Annotated in this window: 18 protein-coding genes; 9 read left to right on the top strand and 9 right to left on the bottom strand. The window is 39.8% G+C overall.

Annotated features, from left to right (window positions below; all coding sequences use genetic code 11):
• Positions 1 to 2: 2 nt before the first annotated feature.
• The 8 genes from RMB06_RS10775 to RMB06_RS10740 all read right to left on the bottom strand — a co-directional run bounded on the left by RMB06_RS10775 (position 3) and on the right by RMB06_RS10740 (position 11,909).
• Entirely contained in the window at positions 3 to 257 is a 255-nt protein-coding gene (locus RMB06_RS10775; RefSeq protein WP_002115720.1) for a MoaD/ThiS family protein, read from the bottom strand.
• Positions 258 to 1,298: a GTP 3',8-cyclase MoaA gene (gene moaA / locus RMB06_RS10770; RefSeq protein ID WP_311079446.1), complete on the bottom strand. Its 1,041-nt coding sequence runs from the start codon at positions 1,296 to 1,298 to the stop codon at positions 258 to 260.
• 229 nt (positions 1,299 to 1,527) lie between these two features.
• Entirely contained in the window at positions 1,528 to 3,801 is a 2,274-nt protein-coding gene (locus RMB06_RS10765; protein ID WP_311079444.1) for a molybdopterin-dependent oxidoreductase, read from the bottom strand.
• Between the two features lie 148 nt (positions 3,802 to 3,949).
• Positions 3,950 to 4,579 carry a molybdenum cofactor guanylyltransferase gene (locus tag RMB06_RS10760; protein ID WP_005068841.1) on the bottom strand — a complete coding sequence of 210 codons (630 nt, stop codon included), beginning with the start codon at positions 4,577 to 4,579 and terminating at the stop codon, positions 3,950 to 3,952.
• The gene (locus RMB06_RS10755) at positions 4,576 to 7,356 is read right to left on the bottom strand and encodes a nitrate reductase (protein WP_263613916.1); all 2,781 of its coding nucleotides are present in this window, start codon (positions 7,354 to 7,356) and stop codon (positions 4,576 to 4,578) included. Before RMB06_RS10755 ends, RMB06_RS10760 begins: the two co-directional genes overlap by 4 nt.
• Positions 7,357 to 7,374: 18 nt before the next feature.
• A complete protein-coding gene (nirD, locus tag RMB06_RS10750) occupies positions 7,375 to 8,997 on the bottom strand; it encodes a nitrite reductase small subunit NirD (RefSeq protein WP_311079440.1) in 1,623 nt (540 codons plus the stop codon).
• A gap of 12 nt (positions 8,998 to 9,009) precedes the next feature.
• Positions 9,010 to 11,556, bottom strand: a complete 2,547-nt coding sequence (nirB, locus tag RMB06_RS10745) for a nitrite reductase large subunit NirB (protein WP_017385976.1) — start codon at positions 11,554 to 11,556, stop codon at positions 9,010 to 9,012.
• Between the two features lie 11 nt (positions 11,557 to 11,567).
• Entirely contained in the window at positions 11,568 to 11,909 is a 342-nt protein-coding gene (locus RMB06_RS10740; protein WP_068557134.1) for a hypothetical protein, read from the bottom strand.
• Positions 11,910 to 12,293: 384 nt separating this feature from the next.
• Between RMB06_RS10740 and RMB06_RS10735 the strand changes: the two genes are divergently transcribed.
• Together RMB06_RS10735 and RMB06_RS10730 are read left to right on the top strand one after the other, a co-directional pair.
• Positions 12,294 to 12,884, top strand: a complete 591-nt coding sequence (locus RMB06_RS10735; RefSeq protein WP_002115726.1) for an ANTAR domain-containing response regulator — start codon at positions 12,294 to 12,296, stop codon at positions 12,882 to 12,884.
• Entirely contained in the window at positions 12,885 to 13,907 is a 1,023-nt protein-coding gene (locus RMB06_RS10730) for an ABC transporter substrate-binding protein (protein WP_311079436.1), read from the top strand. It begins immediately after the preceding gene.
• A gap of 5 nt (positions 13,908 to 13,912) precedes the next feature.
• Here RMB06_RS10730 and RMB06_RS10725 read toward each other — a convergent pair whose 3' ends face one another.
• Positions 13,913 to 13,999 (bottom strand): hypothetical protein, encoded by an 87-nt coding sequence (locus RMB06_RS10725; RefSeq protein ID WP_081038164.1) that lies wholly within the window; start codon positions 13,997 to 13,999, stop codon positions 13,913 to 13,915.
• A gap of 537 nt (positions 14,000 to 14,536) precedes the next feature.
• Between RMB06_RS10725 and sbnA the strand changes: the two genes are divergently transcribed.
• The 7 genes from sbnA to RMB06_RS10690 all read left to right on the top strand — a co-directional run bounded on the left by sbnA (position 14,537) and on the right by RMB06_RS10690 (position 26,178).
• Positions 14,537 to 15,541, top strand: coding sequence for a 2,3-diaminopropionate biosynthesis protein SbnA (gene sbnA, locus RMB06_RS10720; RefSeq protein ID WP_005068826.1), 1,005 nt, complete (start codon positions 14,537 to 14,539; stop codon positions 15,539 to 15,541).
• A 21-nt stretch (positions 15,542 to 15,562) separates the two neighbouring features.
• Positions 15,563 to 16,576, top strand: coding sequence for a 2,3-diaminopropionate biosynthesis protein SbnB (sbnB, locus tag RMB06_RS10715; RefSeq protein ID WP_032055863.1), 1,014 nt, complete (start codon positions 15,563 to 15,565; stop codon positions 16,574 to 16,576).
• Positions 16,577 to 16,647: 71 nt separating this feature from the next.
• A complete protein-coding gene (locus tag RMB06_RS10710) occupies positions 16,648 to 18,288 on the top strand; it encodes an IucA/IucC family protein (protein WP_311079542.1) in 1,641 nt (546 codons plus the stop codon).
• A 3-nt stretch (positions 18,289 to 18,291) separates the two neighbouring features.
• Positions 18,292 to 19,497 (top strand): MFS transporter, encoded by a 1,206-nt coding sequence (locus tag RMB06_RS10705; RefSeq protein WP_311079432.1) that lies wholly within the window; start codon positions 18,292 to 18,294, stop codon positions 19,495 to 19,497.
• Positions 19,494 to 23,021 carry an IucA/IucC family protein gene (locus RMB06_RS10700; protein WP_311079430.1) on the top strand — a complete coding sequence of 1,176 codons (3,528 nt, stop codon included), beginning with the start codon at positions 19,494 to 19,496 and terminating at the stop codon, positions 23,019 to 23,021. Before RMB06_RS10705 ends, RMB06_RS10700 begins: the two co-directional genes overlap by 4 nt.
• Positions 23,014 to 23,787, top strand: a complete 774-nt coding sequence (locus RMB06_RS10695; RefSeq protein ID WP_311079428.1) for an aldolase/citrate lyase family protein — start codon at positions 23,014 to 23,016, stop codon at positions 23,785 to 23,787. Before RMB06_RS10700 ends, RMB06_RS10695 begins: the two co-directional genes overlap by 8 nt.
• 153 nt (positions 23,788 to 23,940) lie before the next feature.
• Positions 23,941 to 26,178, top strand: coding sequence for a TonB-dependent receptor (locus tag RMB06_RS10690; protein ID WP_311079426.1), 2,238 nt, complete (start codon positions 23,941 to 23,943; stop codon positions 26,176 to 26,178).
• The last annotated feature ends 23 nt before the right edge of the window (positions 26,179 to 26,201 follow it).

Here is a 26,201-nt window from a genome sequence, read left to right as displayed (position 1 = left end):
GCTTAGCCTCCTGCAACTGGTGATAATAAAACCAAAGTACATGGCTGATTTAAGGCAGATTGCCTGGTTATGACATTATCGCCAATAGCGCATGCACATTTTTCCATGGCCTGTGTACATTCTGGATGCAATGAAACAATTTCATCTAAGACATCTTTAACTAAAATATCGGTGGGGAAAACTAACGAAAGATTTTGTGGAAGCAATTTTTCAATTGCACCAAATGATTCGATTTTAATTTGGATAGATTGCTGCATTTATCCCCCAAGCATATGCATACTGATTTTACGGGTTTGTTGATGTTGTAAAGCATGAAAGCCTTTGGCTTTATTCCAGATATACGGCATAACTTGATCTTTCAATTGCTGACTATGCAGCACATGATCAGTTGAGTTCTGTGCACGTAATAGTGCTTGAAGCTGCGGCTTAATATTTAAACCCTGCTGAGCAAAGAGACAGTTATATAGCTCACCTTGCGCCGTTAGTCGAATGCGGTCACATTGGTGGCAAAATGAGTGAGTAATGGTAGAAATGATGCCTAGAGCGTAGCTATTGTTAAGCAGATATTGACGCGCTGGCTCATGTTGTTGCTCGATGACTTGTACCGAATAATGCGGTTGCAACGCCTGTAAAATTTCAGCTTCACTCACCACATCTTTATTTGACCAGAGTGCATCACCATCAAGCGGCATAAACTCAATAAAACGTAGCGGAATATGATTGGCGATTGACCACCTCACCATGGGTAAGATTTGATCGTCATTTTTGTCTTTCATTAACACGCAGTTTATTTTAAAAGGTAGTCCTGCATCTTTTGTAGCTTGAATACCTTCAAGAACTGGTTCTAATTTTTTCTTGGTGAGTTCTTTAAATTGAATTGAATCAAGACTATCTAAACTAATATTTAAATCATCTAAACCAGCATCTTTTAACTGCTTAGCGTATTTAGCAAGATAATGTCCATTGGTAGTCATTGAAATGCGTTTTAGACCTAATGCTTTTAAAGCTTGTAAATCACGAACGAAATGAACAATGCCTTGACGCATTAATGGTTCGCCGCCTGTAATACGGATGCTTTCAATGCCTTGTTGCACCATAAAACGACAAAACTGAAAGAGTGCCTCAAAACTAAGCAAGTCTTGTTTATTTAACCATTCAGGATGTTCAGGCATGCAATATACACACTTAAAATTACAGCGATCAGTTACCGAAATTCGTAACTTTCGCTTGATACGCCCATATTGGTCTTGCAAAAGCATTGGCGCAGTTTCAGAGTGATATTGTTTCATTATTTGCACTCATATCGAGAACAGTTCAAATATTGCAAGCACTCATTAAGAGCAATTAAACTTGTAAAATTGCGCCTTAGTAGTGCTTTGATCTTTATTGCAAAATTTGTTCCAGTTCTATTTATCATCCATAACTTCTTCGGTTTTTTGATAGACCTTTGGCTGCACCAATTCACTGTAATTTTAAAACTGTATAAAATTGGTGCAGCATTAATCTCTTATTTGCCTTACATTATTTCTAGCACTTTTCTAAGCGGATGGGTACATATTTATGGTACGGCGTTTTAGATAATGGATCACAATGTTCAGTGGAAATCAGTCGATTTAATTGTGGTCCAATGGGTTCACCACCTTGAAAGCGCATGCCATAACCATGTGGAAGCGAAACAACTCCTTTTCGCATTCCCTCATCAAAATCTACGGTAACCTGAATTTCTCCATGTTGTGAAATACATTTAAGCTGACCACCTGCATCTACATTAAGCTGCCTCGCATCTTCAGGATGAATTCGTAAAGCTCCTTCAGCATCTACTTTTCGCCATGCTGGGTCACGGTAAATTTGGTTGGCGTTATAACTACGTCGCTCACCCGACAAAAGGATGAAAGGAAATTCTTCAACGTTAACCTGATGATTTTTTAAATTTGCGAGCTCAATTAACATCTCGGGAATAGCTAAACGTATTTTCTTATCTTTATAAGCTACCAGTTTCCAGACTTCGTCATATTCATGTTGCGATAAAATCATACCTGAACGTTGCTTTAATATTTGCTCAAATAGTTTGACACCTTGTGTTAACGGATTACCTTTATAACCTGCACGACGTACCGCTTTGGTGTGTAAGACAGCATATTGAATAGAGAGCGGCAATAAAAAAGCTACTGAACCAGCTGATTTTTCTAACTGCTTACCTAAAGTACGATAGATAATTGAAGCTGCAAAGGGAATATATTTTTTGTGTCGTGCAAAAGTGAGTCCTAATGCAGACAAATACGGTAAATAGGCTGTTTTTTTCGAGTCGACTGAAGCTATTTTTTCTAAAATTGGAAAGCGTTTTGGAATCACCTGCATAGCTTCAAGTAATCGAGTATAAATTTCGGCTTCCGGTAAAGTATTCGTTTGAGCGGCCAATACAGGATGACGGAGGTGAAAACCATTTTTAGGAAATTCCAAATTAAAACCAGTAAATTCCCATTTTTCAAACTGGGTATGCGCTGGCAAAATGTAGTGTGCAAGTCTTGCGGTTTCTGTCATCGCAACATCCACCACAACCAACAAATCTAAGGCTTTAAAGGCTTCCTCAAAAGCTGGTGTATCAGGATAAGTTAATAACGGATTACAGCTATCTACAAAAACTGCGCGAATTCGCTTTTCCCCTGCGTTTAAGATTTCATCGGGTAAAATATTAGGCGGGAAGAACCCAGAAATCGGGAACATTTTATGGTAAACACTCCGTCTATATTTCGGCTTTCTTTCATCTGTATCACTTAAGATTGGAATAAACATGGTATGCAAATTATTGGTACCCTGCTTTCCAAAGTTTCCAGTCACTAAGTACAGTAGTTTTTCTAAATATCCGTTTAATGTCGTATTTAAAGTATGTTGAATACCTAAATCAATCCGCACACAGCCTCTTTTAGCTTTGGCAAAATCTCGAACTACTTGGTAAATCAAATCGACTGGAACATCAGCTTTAGCAATATAGTCTTCAATCGGCACACGACTAAATACTGCTTTTACGTCTTCAAAACCTTGTGTGTGCTGATTAATAAACGCTGCATCGTAAAGGTTTTCTTTAATAATGATCGCAATCATGGCTGACATTAAAAAAGCATCTGTTCCAGGTTTTAATTGCACATGAATATCTGCTTGTTTAGCCGTTTCGGTAACACGCGGGTCAAACACAACCATGGTTCGATTCGGATCTTTCTTAATATGTTTTAGCGTGTCTCGGGCGTTGGGAATGCCATGGGCCTGAAAAGGATTTGTTCCAATAAAAAGCACATAATCTGCGTGTTCAACATCTTCTGTGGTATGACAAGCCTGACTACCAAATAAACGACCATTGAGCCAGAAATCACCCGTTTTTTCTTGGGCAAGTGAGTTGTATGCATAATAACTTTTCATGGCCAGCAAAAGTTGTCGACCATACGCTGCGCCGAGGTGGTTACCCTGACCGCCGCCCCCAACAGAAGCAAAAGCAGTCCCACCAAAATCATCTCTAATCTGCACTAATCGATCAGCAATTTCTTGTATGGCAACATCCCAACTTACTTCTTGAAATGATCCATCAGGCTGACGTTTTAAAGGTGTGGTCAAACGGTCTGCGTGTTGCTGGTAATGCTGTAATCTGGCAGCTTTTTGGCAAATGTAACCTTGAGAAAAGGGATGTTCGGGATCACCTTTAATTTTGACAAACTGGTTATCTTTAATTTCGACACTTAAACCGCAGTTTCTAGAACATAAGATACATGCGGTCACATCTGTTTTACTTTGCTGAGCTGCGTCCATCATTTTTCTGGCTCCGTTTATTTTTATACATCTAGCTAGAATTAAAATAACAAGTTCCAAAATAGAACTTATGTATTAGATAGTCAAGAACGCATCATTTTAAATTTGTTTATAACATCACTTTAGTTTGTAAATTGATAGAATCTAATGTTTAACTCGCGGTAAATATCTCTTTAAAAGCATTGATTTGTTTATATTGTTGGAGCTCATCCAAAGAGTTAATGCTATGAAAAAATAAGTTTTGTTTTTGAAATACGGCGACTTGTGCATGTAAAAGCTTAAAGCACTCTTTTAAACTTAATCGTTGTTTGTCAATTTGCTCTCTTATCGTAATCAGACTTTCACGCTTTAATAAGCAAAATGGGTATAAAGCATCCCCATTAATTGAAACATAGGCTGCCTGAGCTTGTTTATTTTTGCGTAGTGCGCTGTGTAATTTCGCAACGACTTGCGTAGGTATATACGTCACATCACAGGGAATACACAAAACATAATCTGCTTTTACATGTGACCATGCGCTTTTCATGCCCATAAGTGGGCCGAAAAAACCGGAAGCATCATCTTGAAAACACTTAATATCAGGCACAATACTTTGATAAATCGAATAATCACGATGACTATTTACCCAAATTTCAGATACAGATGACTTTAGTTTTTGATGAATTTTGAGTAGTTGCGTATCGCCATCAAATTGCTGCAACAGCTTATTTAAACCATTCATACGGCGGGCTTGTCCACCCGCCAAAATGACCAGATCAGTTACGGGATATCCCTTATTCACACTTCCACCTCTTGTTGGCAAGCTTTAATCAAGCCACGAATCTCAGGTAAACATGAACCACAGTTCCCACCTGCTTTTAAACATGCAGTAACCTGTTTTTCATGAGTAATATTTTGAGTTTTGATTGCGTCTATAATTTTGTTCTTACCTACTTTAAAACAACTACAGACTAAAGGCCCGTCATTATTTGTAGCAGACATTGGCATGCCAGCCAGTAACGCTTTTCGGTGTAAAGCACTTAAACGTTCACGTTTAAACAGACTTGCGATCCAATCACGATCTGGCAATAAATCTGACGGTGCAATATATAGACTTGCAATTACAATGCCATCTTTCAAAATAACGCTATGGCTCAGTTGTGAAGAGATATCTTCTATGCTTAACCATTCAAAGGTTTCATCGGCAAATGGCAAAAAGCTTTTCAGATTCTTTTGAGTATCATGAAAAGTTTGGCGGTCTGCAAGTTCGTAACGATTAGTTTTCACCATTTTGACCTTGGTCCACCATGCACAGTGATGTAGCGATTCTTGAATATGCGAATCGTATCCTTCACGTATATAAAGCACACCTTGCCAAGTAGTATAAAACGGTTGAATCGTGACAGGTGTATGTTTGAACTCAGGTTCGCCTGAAATAGCATCGACTTCGGGGTTAACGACTTTACCAATCCGAGCATCGGACGCAACTTGTTCAGTCCAGTGAATCGGCGCAAAAATTTGCCCACGACGTACTCCCGACGAGAATGTCACACGTAGTACACAACTGCCCCATTTCGAACGAACTTCTACTAAGCCTTGATCACGCACACCAAACTTTAAGGCATCACTCGGATGAATCTCGCAAAATGGTTCGGCACGGTGACTGGTCAAATTTGGCGACAAGCCTGTACGCGTCATGGTGTGCCATTGGTCTCGAATACGTCCAGTGTTTAAAATAAGTGGATAGTCTTCCGAAATTGCATGAACTGGATCAATTGCAACAGTTGGAATCAATTTCGCCTTGGCATTTTTATGACTAAACTGTCCTTTGCCAAACAGTTGTTGAACGGTATTAGCATCTTGGTTTTTATTCCACACTGGCCATTGAATTGGTTGCAGCGCATCGTACTCCACAGCGCTCAGATTCATTAAGCCTTTTAAGTTAAAATAACGGAAATTATTACTTTGTTCACGAGTATCTATGTCTGTATTATCTTGTGCCGATAACGCTGCATGTTCATTGAAAATATCAACAGCACTCTCGAAATCAAAACCATTAAAGCCTAATTTTTTCGCGACTTGGCTAACAGACCACCAGTCTGCTTTTGCTTCACCTGGTGCAGGTAAAAAAGCACGCTGACGTGAAATACGACGCTCAGAATTCGTCACTGTGCCATCTTTTTCCCCCCAACCTAAAGCTGGAAGCAAAATATCGGCGTAAGCCGTAGTATCGGTATCGGCACAGATATCTGACACGACGACTAACTCGCACTTCTCTAAAGCACGTTTAACTTGATCGGCATCTGGCAGACTCACGACTGGATTGGTTGCCATAATCCAGATGGCTTTAATTTTTCCAGCTTCAACCGCATTAAATAAATCCACTGCTTTTAAGCCAGCTTGAGTTGCAATAAATGGGCTGTCCCAGAAAGTTTGAACAACTTTTTGATGTAGTGGATTATCTAAGTCCATGTGTGCAGCCAACATATTGGCTAAGCCACCGACTTCACGGCCACCCATCGCGTTGGGCTGACCAGTCATTGAAAATGGAGCAGCGCCGAGCTTACCAATTTTTCCAGTCAATAAATGACAGTTAATAATACTATTGGCTTTATTTACACCCTGACTTGATTGATTCACACCCATTGAAAATAGGGTAATGACTTTTTCAGTTTGAGCAAATTTCTCAAAAAACTGTTGCAACTTATCGAGTGCAATTCCCGTACGCTTTGCGACATATTCAATATCAGTTTCTGGCTCACTGCTTTCCAAAACATCGTGCAGACCTTCGGTATAAGCATCCACAAAAGCCTGATCGGCATGACCATTTTGATATAAATATTGGAATAGACCGTTAAACAATGCGACGTCTTGGCCCGGTAAAATCGGTAAATGTAAATCCGCTTGCTCACAAGTACTGGTAAAACGTGGGTCAATCACCACAACAAACATATCTGGATTGTGGCTTTTAGCCTGCATAATCCGCTGATAGAGCACAGGATGGCACCATGCGGTATTGGAACCAACCAAAACCACCATATCTGCATGTTCAAAATCTTCATAACTTGCTGGCACAATATCTTCACCGAAACTACGTTTGTGACCTGCCACTGCAGATGACATACAAAGACGTGAGTTGGTATCGATATTTGCAGTGCCCAAATAGCCTTTTACAAACTTGTTCACCACATAATAGTCTTCAGTCAAAAGCTGACCTGAAACATAAAATGCAATGCTGTCACGACCATATTGATCGATACAAGACTGGAATTTATCGGCAATTTTATTGATTGCTGCATCCCATGTGGTTACAGTCCGATGTGGCTTACGACCAAACATCGGTTGAAGTAGACGTGTTTCTAACCCCAAAGTATCCGCAAGTCGGCTACCTTTAATGCATAAGCGCCCAAAGTTGGAAGGATGCTCAGCATCCCCCTCAACTTGCACCACAGGTCCTTGAGGTTTTTGTTGAACGTTTACACTAACACCACAACCTACACCGCAATATGGACATGTTGTTTTAGTTGTTTTTGCAACATGGTCGGAGCTATCGATTTCAACGCTTGGAATACTATTCATAACTGCTCCTTTCCCTATTTAGCCTGCATTTTTTAATGCAAAATCTCGACCAAATAGCAGCTTATTTCTAAATGAAGAAACAGGAGTTTGATCTGCAATTAACTCTGCATACCACATGCCATCTTCAGTATCACCAAACAATACTGCACCGATTACTCGGTCGCTTTGAATGATAATACGTTTATAAATCTGGCGTTTTTCATCATTCAGGATAATATCTTCATAATCATCTTTCGGCTCAAAATTGCCTGCCGAGAATACATCGACACCACTGACTTTTAACTGAGTCGGTACGGTCGGAGCTTTAAAAGTTAAGCTGCCGTGCTCTGCTAAATGGGTCGCGCAAATAAAAGCTTGGCCCCACAGTGGTTCAACCAAACCGAAAGTTTGACCACGATGTTCAATACACTCACCCACCGCGTAAATACTTGGATCAAACGTTTGCATGGTGTCATTCACCAATACACCACGGTTACAACGTAATCCTGCACTTTGCGCCAAGCTAATATTTGGACGAATACCTACAGCAAACACCACAAGGTCAGCATCTAAAACCGTACCATCTTTTAAACGGATTTGTTTCACATGACCATCTTCATCACCAATTAATGCTTCGGTATTGGCTTCGGTAATGATTTGAATACCTTTTTGTTCAATGCTATGACGTAATAACTGACTCGCACGTCCATCAAGTTGACGTTCCATAATACGGTCCATCAAATGCAAGACTGTGACATTCATACCGCGTTGTTTTAAACCATACGCCGCTTCTAAACCGAGTAAACCGCCACCAATCACCACTGCATTGGTTTTTGAACCGCAGTATTCAATCATGGTGTTGACATCATAAATATCGCGGAAAGTTAACACACCCTTTAAGTCGACACCCTGAACTGGTGGAATAAATGGTGCCGAGCCTGTTGCCAGAATCAAACGATCATAATCAACTGTCTGACCTTTTTCGGTGTAAACCACTTTACGCGGACGATCAATTTTTACGACTTTATCACCGGCAATAAATTTTATACCTTTATCGTCGTACCACTTCGGTGGATGCAACATAATGTCTTCAATGGTTTTTTCGCCTGATAAAACTGGAGATAACATAATACGGTTATAGTTCCCCCATGGTTCTTCACCAATCACCGTAACTTCATAACGATCTGGCGCCATATCAAGTAAATCTTCCAGACAACGCATCCCTGCCAAACCATTTCCGATCAGCACCAGTTTAAGTTTGTCTTGTGATACACCTGTATTGGTAATATAAGTTTTTTGCGGCACCGCATTGACCCAAACACGGCTATCAACAATTTTGCTCGGGTAAACCGCCAATTTTTGGTCTTTATCTTCTAAACAACGGCCCGTTGCCAAACTAAAATGTTGTTTATAGATTGGCGATGCAACGACGCGTTCGCCTTGTAAATCTCCAATAATGCCGCGGCTCATCACATTCGCTTGGCTAAACGGATCTTTATTACTCAGCACGTAAACACGTTTTTCATGTCCTACACGAAAAATTGCTACCGCTTGTCCACCCACTAGCGCACCCGCGCCAGTGTTTGGGGTTAAATCATCGAGTGCACACACATCAATCCATTGATCATCAGGAAGCATATTTTTGTCTTGTACAATATTCATAGAAACTCTCCTTTATGCTTCAACCATTGGAATACGGTCTTCTGAACGTTCAGCTTCAGTTAATGGGCGAATTTGACCACGTTCAGTTGTAAATTGAATGTGTGGATCGGCCTGTTCATTTGCTCCTGCGTTGATATACGTTTGGAAGCGTTTACGAACTTCAGGATTTTCCACCGCAGTACGCCATTCGTCTTGATATGTGCCAATGATGTGTTCCATACGGCGCTCAAGCTCGGCAGCCAAACCAAGTGAATCATCCACCACTACAGATTTAAGGTAATCTAAGCCGCCTTCCATGTTGTCGCGCCATACACTGGTACGTTGTAAACGGTCTGCTGTTTGGATGTAGAACATATAGAAACGGTCGATGTAACGGATGAGTGTTGCTTTATCAAGGTCAGATGCAAGTAACTCGGCATGACGTGGTTTCATACCACCGTTACCACAGACATAAAGGTTCCACCCTTTTTCGGTCGCGATAATACCAACGTCTTTACCTTGTGCTTCTGCGCACTCACGAGTACAGCCAGACACTGCCATTTTCAATTTATGCGGTGAACGCAAACCTTTGTAGCGGTTTTCAAGTTCAATCGCTAAACCAACGGAGTTGTCTACCCCGTAACGGCACCATGTGCTACCCACACAAGATTTCACGGTACGCAATGATTTACCGTAAGCATGACCAGACTCGAAGCCCGCAGCATTCAGCTCTTCCCAAATGAATGGAAGCTCATGAACTTGCGCCCCGAACATGTCAACACGTTGACCGCCAGTAATTTTGGTGTACAAGTTATATTTCTTCGCAATTTGACCAATCGCGATTAAACCATCTGGAGTCACCTCACCACCTGCCATACGCGGTACAACCGAGTAAGAACCGTCTTTTTGGATGTTACCCAAATAGTAGTCATTACTGTCTTGTAAGCCTGCATGACTTGGCTCAAGTACGAAATCGTTCCAGCAAGATGCCAGAATATTTGCGGCAGCAGGTTTACATATATCGCATCCTAGACCATGACCATGTTGATGAATCAAATCATCAAAAGTTTTGATTTCATTGACACGAACCAAGTGATACAACTCTTGACGCGAGTACGGGAAGTGTTCGCAAATGTGGTTATTTACAGTCACACCTTGACGTTGTAACTCTGACTTCAACACTTGCGTCACTAATGGTGCACAGCCACCACATGCTGTTGCTGCTTTGGTGCATTTCTTTAATGCACCTAAAGAGGTCGAACCATCGCTAATTGCTTGGCAGATGTCCGCTTTTGATACGTTGTTACATGAACAAATGGTCGCGCTGTCTGGAAGTAAATCTACACCGCTACCACCAGACTTACCTGCTGATTGTTCAAAGCCTGGCATAATCAAGCTTTCAGGAACTTCAGGTAAAGCCAGACCGTTTAACATCATTTGTAAAAGATCGTTGTACTCTTTCGCATCGCCCACCAAAACTGCGCCCAGCAATTTGGTTTTATCTGCATTTACAACAATCTTTTTATAAACCAGTGCATGCTCATCTGCATAGAAATAGCTTAATGCTCCCGGAGTCATGGCATGTGCATCACCTACAGAAGCAACGTCCACCCCCATCAACTTCAACTTGGTGCTCATGTCTGCACCAGCGAAGCAATTACACTCTTCATCTAAAATGTGTTTTGCTGCAATACGCGCCATGTCATAGCCCGGTGCAACCAAACCATAAATTTTATTTTGCCAAAGCGCACATTCACCAATGGCATAAATATTGTTATCTGAAGTTTGGCAGTAATCATTAATGACAATACCGCCACGCTCACCAATCGCGAGACCACTGTTACGTGCAAGTTCATCACGTGGACGGATCCCCGCCGAGAATAAAATGACATCTGCTTCAAGCTCGCTACCATCTGCAAATTTCATTACATGTGTAGTGCTGTTGCCACATTCGATAGATTGTGTCGCTTTTTGTGTATGAACTTTTACACCAAGGTCTTCAATTTTACGGCGTAAAACTTTACCGCCCAAATCATCAATTTGAACTGCCATTAAACGTGGCGCAAACTCAACAACATGTGTTTCTAAATCTAAATCACGTAAAGCTTTTGCAGCTTCAAGTCCAAGTAAACCACCACCAATCACTACACCTGTTTTTGCATTGAGACTCGCTGCACGAATCGCATCTAAGTCTTCAATCGTACGGTAAACAAAGCAGTTTTCACGGTCATTACCCGGAATTGGTGGAACGAATGCATACGAACCAGTTGCCAACACCAATTTGTCATAGCTGATGACATCACCATGATTGGTTGTGACTGTTTGTGCAGCTGTATCAATTGCAGTTGCTTTTGTATTTAGACGTAAGTCAATGCCATGAGCATCAGCAAAGTCAAAACGTGCTAAAGATAAATCTTTTGCTGATTTCCCAGAGAAATATTCTGTCAAATGTACACGGTCATAGGCGATACGAGGTTCTTCCGCGAGAATCGTGATTTCCAGTTCATCATCTGCTTTTTCTAAAATGGCTTCGATGAATTTGTGGCCCACCATACCATGACCAATCATTACCAATTTCATAGTGTTTCTCCTCAAATCACGTTGCTTTTAAGCTGCGTTATTGTGTTCTCAAATAGACATTGTTTTTTTGCCTTGTGTTCTACCGAGAAGCGAATCAATCTCACAAAGCATGTAGCTGCTTGGAATCCATTTTTCCCACTCGTTAATGACACCCAATGCACAGCAAAGTCATAAAAAGAAATAAAAAAAGCGAGCCCCCTCATAGAGAAGGCTCGCATCGCTGGAACTGAAAAATTAGATAATTCAGATGTAACTTTTTTATGCAATAAAAATAAAGACATGGCCTTCACTCCGACTGAACGTAAATTCTTTGTGTGCACAGTTGCACTCACAAATTCGATCAGAACGGACATCGTTGGCCGTCTTTAAAACTTATGGTCGTCTTCGACCTGTAATTAAGTAAGCATTTTGCATGCCAATTCTTATACAAATTTAATTTAAAATTTTTTTATTTTTAATTTCATATAGATATAATTTCGCCAGCTATCTTATAAAAATAATGTCTTATTCTATTTGCCCCATCGCTGTACACTTAAATAGTTGAAATAAAAATATGTCTTGCCACAAAATGAATCGTATTTTTGCACCAAGATTGACCACATTCATTCTTTAGCTTGCTGAAATGCCACTTAAACTGGATTTTTTGTTTAGTTTTGGATGGCACTAATCTTGCTTAAAACCTCATAACAAAAAACGCGTCGAATTGGCGCATTTTCTTAGCCTGATTTTCTGAACTTATGCCAAAACTCAAAATAGCCCTTATTGATGATGATCATGCGCGAGCAGACTATATAAGAAAAAGTCTGCTTGAAAATGATTTTGAAGTGGTCGCTTGCCTTACTTTGGACCATTTAAATATTTTTCGTCTCGAGCATTTACAAGCCGATGTGATCTTGCTCGATATGGATCATCCTCATCGTGACATTATTGAAAGTTGTGTGAGTAGCTATGACCTACCGACTGTCCTGTTCACTAAAAATTCAGATAAAGACACCATCAAACAAGCCATCGATGCGGGAGTAACGGCTTATATTGTAGATGGCATAGATCCTGCCCGCTTACATACCATTTTAGAAATCTCGATTGAGCAATATAAAAAACACAAAAAACTCGAAGGTGATTTAAAAGAGGCTCAAACAAAACTGGCTGATCGTAAAGATGTTGAAAAGGCCAAAGTGTTACTGATGCAACTCCACGGTCTGCCTGAAGATACAGCTTTCCAACTTCTCAGAAAAAATGCCATGAGTCACCGTATAACGATTGGAGAAATGGCACGGCGGTTACTTGATGCCCAAAAATTACTCAACAATCAACTAAAGGATGAATAAATGAGCACATTAGAAAAGACTCAATTACAACTCGGCTATATTCCTTTGCTTGATTGTCTTGCATTGCTTTGGGCAAAACAAAGAGGCTTCTTTGAAGAGGTGGGTTTAGATGTCACTTTAGTTAAAGAAGCATCATGGGCAAGTCTTCGAGACCGTCTTGCTTTTGGTCTATTAGATGCAGCACACTGCTTATCTGCAATGTTACCTGCGGCGGCTGTCGGCACAGATCAAATTGGCACGCCACTACAAACATCACTCGTTTTAAGTGAAAACCGTGCTTTCATTAGCTTAAGTCAAAAACTTACTCATCAACTTGCAATTCAAAAAAATGATATGGCTCAAGTAACAGCGCAAAAAGTGGCAGATTATCTCGAACAAGGTCACTCCATTTCTTTAGCGCATGTATTTAAGCATTCTATTCATCATTATTGTTTAAGAGAGTGGCTCGCCTTAGCAAAGCCTGAACTTGCTCAATCTATCCAGCTCAAAACATTACCGCCACCTTATATGGTTGAAGCATTAGACAAACATGTGATTGATGGTTTTTGTGTAGGAGAACCTTGGAATACTCAAGGAGAGCTTTTAGGTTTAAGTAAAATGATTTGCTCAAGTCAAAACATTATTCCACCTGTGGCTGATAAGGTTTTAGCCGTAACTCAAGAATGGGCTGAACAGCATCCACAAACACTAGTTGCACTCACCACGGCAATTATGAAGGCCCAACAAGAATTGAGTGAGTTAGACGAGTTTGCTCCAATTTTAAAATTATTAGTCGAGTTTGGAATTGTGCGCTTCCATTGTTCAGAAGAAGTACATGTCGACAAATACTATATGATTCAGGATATTGTCCGTCATTTAGTAAAAGAAAGTGCACTTCCAAAAGTAGAAGACTTTTATTGGCTGCTCGAGCAAATGCAAAAATGGGATGAACTTCAACTCGACCAAGCACAAATCACAAGCTTGGGTGCTCAATGCATTAATCTTGAGGCTTATGAAAAAGCTAAACAATGCTATCGTTCATAACTTTTCTACTTATTAAATCGCCATAAAAAAAAGCTGTCTTTTATGACAAAGACAGCTTGAAAGACCCATAAGACAAAATGCGAAACACGCATTCCTATATTTTCTAGGCTCAACTGATCCGTGGAAAATATAGCGCTTATGGAAATGATCATATCTATCTAAGCGTATCATTTTCAGACATTTTCATATCAATAACTGCCACTTGATCAATTTCAGTTCATTATTCAAAGCATCTTAAGTCAGTCTTTAAATATTTATCTCTTCTTTAAGCCTTAAATCTACCCATGCTCAAGACAGAATAGTGATGCATCAATTACGCGGATGAGGTCATAAATTTCATTTTATTTCTTCAAAATAATTTCTCGCATCTGTCTTAATTAAATTAATTTTTTTAGCTCTAAAGTAATTTATTGCCTATGTCATTATATTTAAAAAGATTTATTTATTAATCCTTTTGTAAAACTTAAATATTACGATTCAAATAATTAGATAAAAAAAATTAGTGAAAAATCCTCTAAGTCCCTCCTGTTTTTAGTTACAAACCGCAACAATCATGGCACAAATGGTAATAATAATTAAATTAATAATCATTATCATTCACACCACATAAAAACCTGAGAAGATCTACCATGATCCATGAAAATATTCTCGACTGCATAGGTAAAACGCCACTACTACAATTATCAAGGCTATTCACGCATCAATCGATCTCAGTGATTGCGAAAATGGAATTGTTAAACCCAGGAGGAAGTATTAAAGACCGTCCGGCATTATTCATGCTACAGGAAGGCCTGAAATCTGGAGTGATTAATAAAGATAGTCATATTGTTGAAAGCTCATCAGGGAACTTAGCGATTGCGCTTGCAATGGCCTGCAAAATATATGGATTAAAATTTACTGCCGTTATTGACCCGAAAATTGCCTCAGCAAACTTACAAATGTTGAAGCTCTACAAGGCCAATATCGAAATGGTCTCTGAAAAAGATCAAAACGGCGGTTATTTAAAAACCAGAATCGACACTGTAAAACGACTCTGCCAACAGCTTCCAAATGCTGTTTGGATTAATCAGTATGCCAACCCAAATAACTGGAAAAGCCATTATTTTGGAGAAGCAGAAGAAATCCTAAATCAAATTGATCGCAAGATTGATTACCTCGTGATTGGGGCAAGTACCTCTGGCACGATTATGGGCGTATCTCGTCGCCTTAAAGAAAGATTTCCAGAATTAAAAGTGATCGCAGTCGATATCGTCGGCTCTGTGTTGTTCGGTGGTACATCTGGTCCACGCGAAATTCCTGGGATTGGTGCAAGTACAGTCCCACCGCTACTCTCCCCCGATGAAATTGATGATGTCATTTATGTAGATGACTATGAGTCTGCACTCGGTTGCAGAGAACTTCTTGAGCATGAAGGAATCTTTGCTGGCGGTTCAAGTGGCTCATCAATTTCAGCCATCAAAAAACTGATTCCAACCATTCCTGATGGATCGTGCGTCTTAACACTGTTGCCCGATCGTGGCGACCGTTATCTCGATCTGGTCTATGAAGATGAATGGTTCGAAATGATCAAGAAGCGTCATTTCAATCGAAACTTACGACGCCAAGAAAACCTTACTTTACAAAATGTTGTTTAACCTTCTCCTTAGGAAATATTCATGAGCAATTTGGCTACCCTTCGCTATTTAAGTCAATCAGATTTATTAAATCTTGGCGCAAATCATAGTAATTCATTTATTGAAGCGATTACTGAAGGTTTAACCCTGCATGCAAATAAACAGTTTGTACAACCTTTAAAACCTTATCTTCGCTGGCAAGGTGCAGACCATATTGCCGACCGTATTATTGCAATGCCTTGTTATTTAGGCGGCAACGACCCGATTGCTGGAATCAAATGGATTGGTTCAAGACAACATAACCCTAAAAAATTCAATATTCCGCGTGCCAGCGCACTGATTGTTTTAAATGACTCAGAAACAAATTATCCAGTTGCGGTGATGGAAGGCAGTCTCATCAGTGCCATGCGAACTGCGGCAATTACTGGTGTTTCGATTAAATATCTAGCGAAAAAAGACTTTTCAGACATTACTGTAATTGGCTGCGGTCCAATTGCTCAAATGCAAATTAAAACTGTGCTTGAACAATATGCTCAAGTGAAAAAAGTACATTTATTTGATGTAAACCCTGAAGCAGCTGAAAAACTCAAAGCATTGTTCTTATCAGAATATCCACATCTAGAAATTGAAATTCATGACAGTGCTAAGTCTGCGATTCAGCAAGCTGACGTCCTTATTACCTGCACAGTCTCAGATAAACCTTACATTCCATTTGAGTGGCTTAAAAAAGGCTGCTTTGTTTCAAATATTTCAATTATGGATATCGAGCCTGAAGTCTTCTTAAAAGTCGACAAAGTGATTGTAGATGACTGGGACCAATCAAACCGAGAGAAGAAAGTCATCAACGTGCTGGTAGAGGATGGCTTATTCAGCCGTGAAAAACTACATGCTGAACTTGGCGACATCATTATTGGTCATAAAAACGGCCGCGAACGCGAAGATGAAATCATTTTGCTCAACCCAATGGGCATGGCGATTGATGACATTGTCTGCGCTAAATGGTTCTTCAATGCTGCACAAGAACAAAACGTTGGCACGGTTCTACCGCTTTTATAAGAATAGGAATAACTAAAATGTTAGATCGGATTTACACAGCACAACTACAAAAAACGATAGATGCACTCTACATGGAGAATTATGGAGATTTTAGAGATCATATTTCCTATAAAAAGCCTTATCTGGCAATTACTCTCAATGATGAGTTGGAACTCTATTTCAGCTGTTTAAAAGTAGATGGTGTAAATCCTTTCTATGTTACCCAACCCGAAGTTTTGCTTCATAACCTATTGAGCAATACAACTTCTAAAATTTCTATTTCTGAAGTTTTTAACTATTTAACCCAAGCAACTTGGTGGCCATCCCCACACCATCAAAAAGCGATTGATTATTGGCTCGACAACTTAGTAACGGCTGAAAAAATTCCTCAAATTTTACAGTCAGCCCTTTCATTTTCTTCGCCTTTGATTACTAGTGAATTGCTATCGCTGGTAGCTGACCGTCCATTTCATCCATTCGCTCACTCAAAAGGTGAACTTACACCACTCACAACTCAAAAAGAAATTGAGGTGTATTGGTGGGCATTTAAGAAGGATGACGTCATCAACAATATAGAGTCGATTCCTCATAAAGAGCTTCTGTTATCAGAAGTTGAGGAAAGTCATATTGCTCACAAAATGGCTCAGCTTTCAGATGATTACTTAGCCCTGCCTTTGTTAGAGACGCAACATCGCTATTTAAAGTTTGAAGAAAATAAGTACGACGGTATTGACCTAAACCATGTCACCACAATTGGTTTACCGACTTCTTCTTTAAGAACTCTTATTCACAACACAAACCCTACTCTGCACTTAAAACTCTCGACCAATGCCAAAACATTAGGTGCAATCCGCTCTATGCCAGGCCGTTATTTAATGAATGGTCATACGGCTTATGATTTTTTAAATGACGTCATTAATGAAACTGCTCTAATAAAAAATCGTCTCTTTTTGAGCAATGAAACCCACTGGTGGGTGCTGGGTAAACAAGAGCCGATTGTAAAAAATTTAGGTGTAATCGGTTGCCAAGTCCGACATTTACCCGACTTTTGCCAAGATAAAAATGTCACGCCAATCACTATGTCAGCTTTAAGCTGTACCTATGTTGACCCATGGGAAACATTAGGCGTTGAAGGTGACAAATGGTCATTACTAAAAGACTTAAGTGTTCATTTTATTCAAACATTCTTAACGCTTTGGGCAAAAGGAATCATGCCTGAATGCCACGGGCAAAACACCATGGTGTGTTATGAAAATAATAAGTTGAAATGCTTTGTTTTGCGTGACCACGATACCTTAAGAATATGTACCACAGCCATTAAAGAAAGTGGTTTTACCCCTCCGATTTATACCATCGATACCAGCACACCGAACAATCTTATCTTTACTAAAAATGAAGACTTATTTAATTACTTCATTACCCTAGGGATTCAAATTAACCTCTACCCGATTGCTTTAGCTACTTTGAAATATACGGATCGTACAGAAAGCGATTTCTGGGAAATGGTTCAAGACATTATTCAAGATTTTGTAGAAACCCAATCTATTTCAGAACAAACAAAATCTCAAATTCAAACTTATCTTTTTGACAATAAGACTTGGCCATTCAAACAGCTACTTACTCCTCTACTTGCGCAAGAAAGCGACTCAACAGGTATGCCAAGTAAAATCGGAAGTACGCCAAACCCTTATCAGAGCTTATCTGTTTCTAGCTATGAGACCATGGATATCTAAATCATGCACTCATCTCGCCTAGATCATTTCATTATTTTGCTCTGTCAGTTTTTTTCCACTTTCGGGCTCATGGTGCTGATTCCAATCATGCCGCTCTATATGGAAAAACTGACTGCGCATATGAGTGCTCCCACTATCTGGGCAGGTTTGGCACTCGCAGCTCCAGCTATTGGCAGCTTATTTACAGCACCAATTGTGGGTCATCTATCCGACACATTCGGCCATAAAAAAGCCTTGTTACTTTCTCTGGCTGGTTTCTGTATTTCAATACTGCTCATGGCGAGCGCCCAGCATTTATACCTGTTTATTTTCGCGCGAATTTTACTGGGTTTTTGCGGTCTTTCCGTGATTTTAAATGCCTATGTTTCATATCTTTCTAATGAACAACAACGTGGTGCCGCTTTTGGGCAACTACAAAGTAGTGTTGCGCTAGCTTGCCTATGTGGTCCCGTGCTCGGCGGGATATTTATGGATCAATGGCGGGTTGAAGTATTACTCAACGCGACAGCATTTGTTGTGATGACACTCATTGTGATTGCGTCATTTGTATTAACCAATCCCGTTAAAACCGAAACCACAAAAACCAAAGAGAAATCTAAGCTTCCAGCTTTCTTTGATAGAACGATTTTTTCATGGTTAAGCGCCGGCATTTTAGTTCAAGCGGGCGGCTTTGGTTTGGTGTCATGCTTTGTTTTATACATTAGTGAAATAAGCCAAAGCACTCACTCATCGTTATCTGCTGCGAGTTTAACGGGAACAATTCATGCGCTTTCATGGGGAGCAGCATTTATTGCTGCAACCTATTGGGGAAAAAGAAATGATGATAAAGGAGATTCTTTTAATAACTTCATTTACGCATCCTTAATTTGCGGCATCACGATTTTCGCATTGATCTGGGTTTCTAATCTCTGGCTGATTCTTGTATTACGACTCATACAAGGCTTCTGCTTTGCAGCCCTTATTCCTTCGATCTTGCACACAATTTCTCTAAAAGCCGGCGCTCAAAGCCAAGGAAAAGTGATTGGTATTTCTAACAGTGCCTTTGTCTTAGGACAACTTATTGGCCCAATCACGATCACGCTCACCTACTCATTTTTCAATATTACTGCTGCATTAATCTGCACCTCACTATTTTTTATCGGTGCGGGATTAGTGGTGATTTTGAACAGATTCTTAATGGATACAATTTTAGAAGAGGCACAAGAATGAACTCAATTATTACAACCGATGCATGGTCTTATAAACTTTTCGAACAGTACCTGAATACTTTCTTTCGTGAACTCAAAGTAAATCTTGAAAAGCATATTATCCCAGCTCAAGATTCTCCTTTATTCACACTGTATGCAGAGCGCCCAGACACCCTGTATTTTGCTTATACTTTTAATGCATCTAATACGATTGTTTATGGTGCAGTTCAGCATCTATCCACCACTGGTTATCATAGATATCAACGTGGTTTTGTTCTGCAAAATTTAAACGACAATACATTTGACTCGCTCACCGACCCAAAAAAATTAGTGAAGCTGATTACAGATGAACTGAATAGCTTATTTAAAGATAAAAACCAAAATAAGAACCTGTACTCCGATATTGCCAATAGTATCGAAAATACAAAATTCTTTTTAGAAAATAGGCCTTCCCAAACAGTAACTAAAGCGTTAAGTGGTTTTCAGGCAACCGAACAAGGCATGTTATATGGTCACCCTTTTCATGTGACCTCTAAAGCCAATTTAGGTTTCTCTAAAGAAGACATGAAAAAATATAGCCCCGAGTTAGGCGCAAGTTTCCAACTTCATTACTTTGCAATTCATTCTTCTTTAATTCAAAAGCTTGTAAGTGAAGAACAGCCTTCTCACCGTATTGAAGATAAAGTTGTAGAAACTGCAAAAGAGCGTTTGCAAGAAAACTTAGCAAATTACGAGCTAATGCCAACCCATCCGTGGCAAGCTAACTTCTTACGTCAACATCCATCTTTGAAGAAATATTTAGATAACCAAGACGTGATCTATCTGGGAGCTTTAGGTCAAACCGTATGGCCGACCTCATCCGTTCGTACAGTATGGTTGCCTCAATCGAATCTATTCTTAAAGCTATCAATTGATGTACGAATTACCAGTTTCATTCGTAATAACCCAATGGATGAAATGGAACGCGCGATTGATGCGAGCAAAATTATTATTAATCAAAAGATTAATGAGCAATATCCAGACCTTGTGTTTCTGCCGGAGTTAGAGGCAAAAACAGTCAAAATTCCAGAGCTTGAGAGTTCATTTGGTATTCTTTATAGAGCAGGACTCACGCCAGAGACATTAGAAAATACCAGAATGCTCGGTGGCTTGGTTGAAGAAAATGAAAATCATGAAATCCCGCTTTTAAGCATTATTCAGCAAGCGGCACCCAACCAAAATCTACAATCGAAAAACGCGAAAGACTTCATTACTTTCTGGTGGAAACAGTACGTTAAAGTTTCACTCATTCCATTAATTGAGTTGTTTGCAAACAAAGGCATTAGCGTAGAAGCGCACATGCAAAATAGTTTAATGGAATTTAAAAACGGCTATCCACATCGCCTTATTCTTCGAGACATGGAAGGCATTAGCATTGTTCCAGAAATGATAGAAGATGACTCATCTATTTCTGAAGATAGTACCGTTTGGTTCTCTCAGAAAGATGCATGGATCTTTTTAAAATATTACCTCGTGATCAATCACATTGCTCATCTCATCAGTGCAATTGCACGAGTTACGGCCATTGAAGAATCTGAGCTTTGGCAAGCCACACGCCTTACGCTCACGCAAGAAAATTTTAGCGCCAAAGGCCAGCAATATCGCGATTTATTAATTAATTCACTCACATTACCAATCAAGGCAAATATGTTAAATACGCTCTACCACAGTGGTGGCAATCCTATCTGGATTGAAGTTGAAAACCCTATTTATAAATATCGCGGTGCAGAAGCGCTTTGCCCTCTTCAACCAACACAACAAACCAATTATAAAACCCTCGCGGAAAATCGCGTGATGAGTCAATTATTAGAAGCACTCATTTTTGAAAATACTTTTAAATACGAGTTTTCTAAAGGTCAGATCAAGTTTTATATTTCCGATACCGTTTTTTATACTTGCGCGGCCAAACGACATTTTAGTTTTAAACGAATTAAGTTAAATCCTTCGAGTTTAGTCCGTTCTGATATTAGTTTAGATGCTGAAACTCGTCCTAGCTTAAAAACGCTACTTGCCGATTTAAAAAATATTATTGAAGCTGACCCAGTTAAATGGCAAAACTTTAATGATGAACTCAATTTAACTTACGTTAAACATGCGCAGACTTTGAGCCAAATACCTGCCCAACCTTTAAGAACTTTGCCTTATTTAGAACAAGAAGCGCGGATTACCAACGCCCATTTATATCACCCGAGTTTTAAGTCTCGTATCGGCTTCGATTTAAAAGAAAATCAAAAATATGCACCAGAGCTTTCTGAAGGTTTTACGGTTCAATGGGTGGCAACTCATAACAGTTTATGCAAACTGGTTTTAAGTGAAACCATTAACTTAGAGCAGCTTTATAAACAGCATTTTTCAGAAAAAGATCTACAAGCCATTAACGATCAATTGAAAGAGCAAAATATAGATTTTAAAGATTATATCCTCACCCCAATTCACCCGTGGCAGTGGGATAAAATTATTGAATTATATTATCAAGATGCGATTAGCAACCAACTGATCATCCCGTTAGATATTGAAGGTCCGACTTATTTACCGCAACAGTCGATTCGCACATTATCAAATATTAGCGACATCTCAGCGCTTTCTCTTAAATTGGCAATGAACTTGGTCAATACTTCTACCTCTCGTGTATTGGCACCGCATACCGTTCAAAATGCGGCGAAAATGAGTGACTGGCTTTATAACATTATTGAACAAGACCATATTTTAGAAAAACAGCGTAAGCCTGTTATTTTAAGAGAGATCGGCGGTCTTTCAGTGAACCAGCAAATTGCGCTACCTGTTCAATACGGCGCACTGGCTTGCATTTGGCGCGAAAGTATTTACAGCTACTTAAAAGAAGGCGAATCAGCAACGCCTGTAACGGGTCTAATGCAAGTTGATACGGACCAAAAACCACTAATCGATGAGTGGATCCAAGAGTATGGTATTGAGTTCTGGTTAGAAAAATTACTCAGCAATGCTTATTTACCAATCATGCATATTTTGTGGTGTCACGGCCTCGCTTTAGAATCACATGCACAAAACATGGTACTAATTCATAAAAATGGCTTACCCGTTAAAGCGGCTTTGAAAGATTTCCATGATGGAATTCGTTTTAGTCGTCATCTTTTACGTGAGCCGAGCCTTTTACCCAACTTACAAGATGCGCCAAAAGAGCACGCCAAGATTAACCCGAACTCGTTCTTGGAAACCCACTCTCCAAATGAGTTAAGAGACTTTACTCAAGATGCGCTTTGGTTTGTAAATCTGGCTGAGTTAGCGATTTTCTTAAATGAACATTATGACTTCGATGAAATCAAATTCTGGACCATGTTAAGAACCATTATTAATCAGCATAAAGAAGCTCACCCAGAGTTTGCCGAGCGATATGAATTGTTTAACTTTACAGATGACACCATCGATATTGAACAACTCGCAAGCCGCCGTTTCCTTCCAGAAATTCGCTTAAGAGTACAAACCACGCCGAACCCGCTCAGCCTGATTAAGGAAATTGAATATGAATAAGCATTCGATTTCTTTTAAGAAACGAATAGCAAATGGCGAGACGCTCTACGGAATCTTTTGTTCCGTAGCTTCTCCGATTAATGTCGAGCAAATGGCACTTGCGGGCTACAACTTTATTATTATCGACTTGGAACATACTTTATTTAGTACGTCTCAAGTCGAGACCATGATTTTAGCTGCTAGAGCCATGAGTCTTGATGTCTTTGTGAGGGTGCCGTTAAACGCCAACCATTTAGTTCTACCTCTGCTCGATGCAGGGGTAACGGGTATTGTTTTTCCGCGTATAGAAAATGCTCAGCAAGCACAAGAAGCCGTGAACTATTGTCACTATATGCCTCTTGGGCAAAGAGGTCTCAACTCGACAAGGTTAAATCGATATGGCATGGATGATTTAGCTAGTTTTGTTCAATACGCAGCAAACGAAACTGTTGTCGTTGCCATGATTGAAAGCTTGGAAGGACTAGAACAACTAGATGAAATATTAAAAGTTGAAGGTATTGATATTATTCTGGAAGGTGCTGTCGACCTTTCTCAATCTATGGGAATGCCATGGCAATCTAGTCATCCAAAAGTGAAAGAAAAAGTTCAAGAGATGTATATAAAGACTAAAAATAGTCAAAAGCATTTCTGTGCTATTCCCCGACAACCTGAAGATATTGCGGCATGGAAACAACAATCCGTTCAGCTGTTTGTACTGGGCGATGACCGCAGCATTATTCGCCGTGCCCATCAAAATCATTTGAATTCTTATAAAGAAATCTCATAAATTTTCAGTTGTGTAGAGCGATGGATGCACCTTCCTCTACACAACAATTAATAAAAATAAATTTTATTATTTTTTGTCCAACAACGATATTGTGAATTACAATCATTCTCACTTATAATTCGACAAATTTAAAATCACTCTCAGGGCGAGACAATGGGAAATAAGATAAAAAGTCACAAACTTTTTACGAGGAAGTCTGAAGTAAAAAATATTATTCCACTCCTTTCACTTGGTGGGGCCATCTTTCTCTCAAACTCAGCCTTTGCAGCCTCGTCTTCTGAGACAACCGATGCTGAAAAAAAGCCTGAAGCATTACCTACAATCACAATTACCGCTTCACGTGCAGATGAACTTTCTACTTCTGCCAAGCAAGTCACTAAGCTAGATGAAAAACAAATTGAACTTTTAAGAAATGGTTCATCTGGCAGTATTGCAACCGTTTTAGCGAAAGCCGTACCGGGCCTATCAGATTCAAGCCGAACCATTACCGATTATGGTCAAACTTTACGTGGCCGTAATGCCCTCATCTTGGTCGATGGCGTACCAATGAACCTGACACGTGACACATCACGCGGACTTTCAGCAATTGATCCTGAAAGTATTGCAAATATTGAAGTCATTCGAGGCAGTAACGCAATTTATGGTGGTGGTGCTTCTGGTGGTATTATTTCAATTACTACGAAAGCTGCGGGCGGTGAACCTACAGCTAAAACCGTGGTTGGACTTCAAACACCTTTAACAAATTTCCGTTCTAATGCTTTAAGTGGCGATATTCATCAATATTTCACAGGCAGCTTTAACGCTTTTGACTATGCGCTCGACTTTGGTTACCAACGTATTGGTAGTCCGTACGATGCAAGTGGTGACCGTGTTGCACCGGAACCAAGTCAAGGCGATTTATATGATGCCGATGCTTACAGCGTAGGTGGTAAACTTGGTTATCATATTGATGACAACCAATACCTACAGTTTGCTGCAAACTACTACAATGCTGAGCAAGACTCAGATTATGCATCTGACCCAAGTGTGAAGAATGCCCCTGCCGGAACCGTACCAGCCAAAGCCATTAAAGGCCTAAAGCTCAAAGACCAAAATAAAAACGAAAACCAGATCTACAATTTAACCTATAACCATAAAGACTTTTTTGGTAATAAAGTTGATGCTCAAATTTATTACCGCGACTTCTTTACCCGTTTTTCACCATTTGATGCACGAAAAAATGCAAATCGTGGTGGACAAGTCGATCAGATTTATCAAGAAAATAACGTACTCGGTAGCCGCTTAACTGTTACCACACCACTTGAGTTTTTAGGAGATACCTCATTGGTTTGGGGGGGCGACTTTAGCCGTGAAAAAAGCGAAATGCCTTTAGATGTTTTCGATCAAAAAATTTATGATCAATCTGGTGGCTTAGAATTTGTAAAAACTGGCAAGCTTATTTATTTGCCTGAGCTCACCACGCAAAGTGTTGGTGGTTTTGTACAGCTAAAGCACCGCTTTAATGATCAATGGTCAGCAGAAGCCGGTACACGCTATGAAGATAGCTACGCCCAAATTGATAGCTTTGTTCCATTATCACAATTAGGCAAGACTAACCCTTATACAGTTCCAGGCGGAAAAGTGAAAGCCGATGCATGGTTATACAACGCCAATTTGACTTTCTCACCGAATGATCAAAACTCGATTTATGCATCGTTTAACCAAGGTTTCCAACTACCTGATGTTGGTTTGATTATTCGTAATGCTGGTGAAGGTTTTAACCTTGGTTCATCATTCTTAGAACCCGTAAAAGTAGATAACTACGAGTTGGGTTGGAAAGGAAACTTCAATAACTTCTCTTCAAGTTTAGCGGTCTTCCACTCTACTTCCGACCTAGGTGCTGTGCAATCTTTCAACAATGGTTTAGTACTCGCTAGAACCAAAGAAAAAGTCACTGGTGTTGAAGCAACATTTGATTATCTTGACGATGCCAATGTTTGGGGAACTGGTGGTAGTGTTACGTGGATGAAAGGTCGTGAAAAGCCGCAAAACGGTGCTGAACAAGATATGACAGGCTTCCGTATTCCACCATTAAAACTGACAGGTTATATTTCTTATAGCCCAACGGAAACATGGACGAACCGCCTGCAAGCCACTTACTTCGGTTCAGAAGATTACCGCTTAAATGGCAAAAATAGTTTTGGTCGCTATGATGTAAAATCATATACAACAGCAGATTTAATCAGTAGCTTTGCACTTAACAAAAAAGACACTGTGACGATTGGTTTAGAGAACATGTTTAACCGCAAGTACTATCCTCTCTATAGCCAATTATTACGAACTAGCGATAACACTAGCCATTTAGTGGCAAATGGTGCAACGCTTAAAGTTTCTTATAGCCATAAGTGGTAATCAAAAACTGTCATTGAATGTGT

Origin of the sequence: Acinetobacter sp. V104_13, from assembly GCF_031798995.1 — a bacterium.
Taxonomy (GTDB): Bacteria; Pseudomonadota; Gammaproteobacteria; order Pseudomonadales; family Moraxellaceae; genus Acinetobacter; species Acinetobacter pittii.
The sequence above is the reverse complement of the archived record's forward strand: the minus strand, read 5'-3'. Positions and strand labels throughout refer to the sequence as shown.

Bases quoted from the DNA above. Each gene is read 5' to 3' on its own strand.
- RMB06_RS10775 (WP_002115720.1), bottom strand. From the start codon at position 257: ATGCAGCAATCTATCCAAATTAAAATCGAATCATTTGGTGCAATTGAA.
- RMB06_RS10765 (WP_311079444.1), bottom strand. From the start codon at position 3,801: ATGATGGACGCAGCTCAGCAAAGTAAAACAGATGTGACCGCATGTATC.
- RMB06_RS10755 (WP_263613916.1), bottom strand. From the start codon at position 7,356: ATGAATAGTATTCCAAGCGTTGAAATCGATAGCTCCGACCATGTTGCA.
- nirD (WP_311079440.1), bottom strand. From the start codon at position 8,997: ATGAATATTGTACAAGACAAAAATATGCTTCCTGATGATCAATGGATT.
- nirB (WP_017385976.1), bottom strand. From the start codon at position 11,556: ATGAAATTGGTAATGATTGGTCATGGTATGGTGGGCCACAAATTCATC.
- RMB06_RS10740 (WP_068557134.1), bottom strand. From the start codon at position 11,909: ATGTCCGTTCTGATCGAATTTGTGAGTGCAACTGTGCACACAAAGAAT.
- RMB06_RS10735 (WP_002115726.1), top strand. From the start codon at position 12,294: ATGCCAAAACTCAAAATAGCCCTTATTGATGATGATCATGCGCGAGCA.
- RMB06_RS10730 (WP_311079436.1), top strand. From the start codon at position 12,885: ATGAGCACATTAGAAAAGACTCAATTACAACTCGGCTATATTCCTTTG.
- RMB06_RS10725 (WP_081038164.1), bottom strand. From the start codon at position 13,999: ATGCGTGTTTCGCATTTTGTCTTATGGGTCTTTCAAGCTGTCTTTGTC.
- sbnA (WP_005068826.1), top strand. From the start codon at position 14,537: ATGATCCATGAAAATATTCTCGACTGCATAGGTAAAACGCCACTACTA.
- sbnB (WP_032055863.1), top strand. From the start codon at position 15,563: ATGAGCAATTTGGCTACCCTTCGCTATTTAAGTCAATCAGATTTATTA.
- RMB06_RS10710 (WP_311079542.1), top strand. From the start codon at position 16,648: ATGGAGAATTATGGAGATTTTAGAGATCATATTTCCTATAAAAAGCCT.
- RMB06_RS10705 (WP_311079432.1), top strand. From the start codon at position 18,292: ATGCACTCATCTCGCCTAGATCATTTCATTATTTTGCTCTGTCAGTTT.
- RMB06_RS10700 (WP_311079430.1), top strand. From the start codon at position 19,494: ATGAACTCAATTATTACAACCGATGCATGGTCTTATAAACTTTTCGAA.
- RMB06_RS10695 (WP_311079428.1), top strand. From the start codon at position 23,014: ATGAATAAGCATTCGATTTCTTTTAAGAAACGAATAGCAAATGGCGAG.
- RMB06_RS10690 (WP_311079426.1), top strand. From the start codon at position 23,941: ATGGGAAATAAGATAAAAAGTCACAAACTTTTTACGAGGAAGTCTGAA.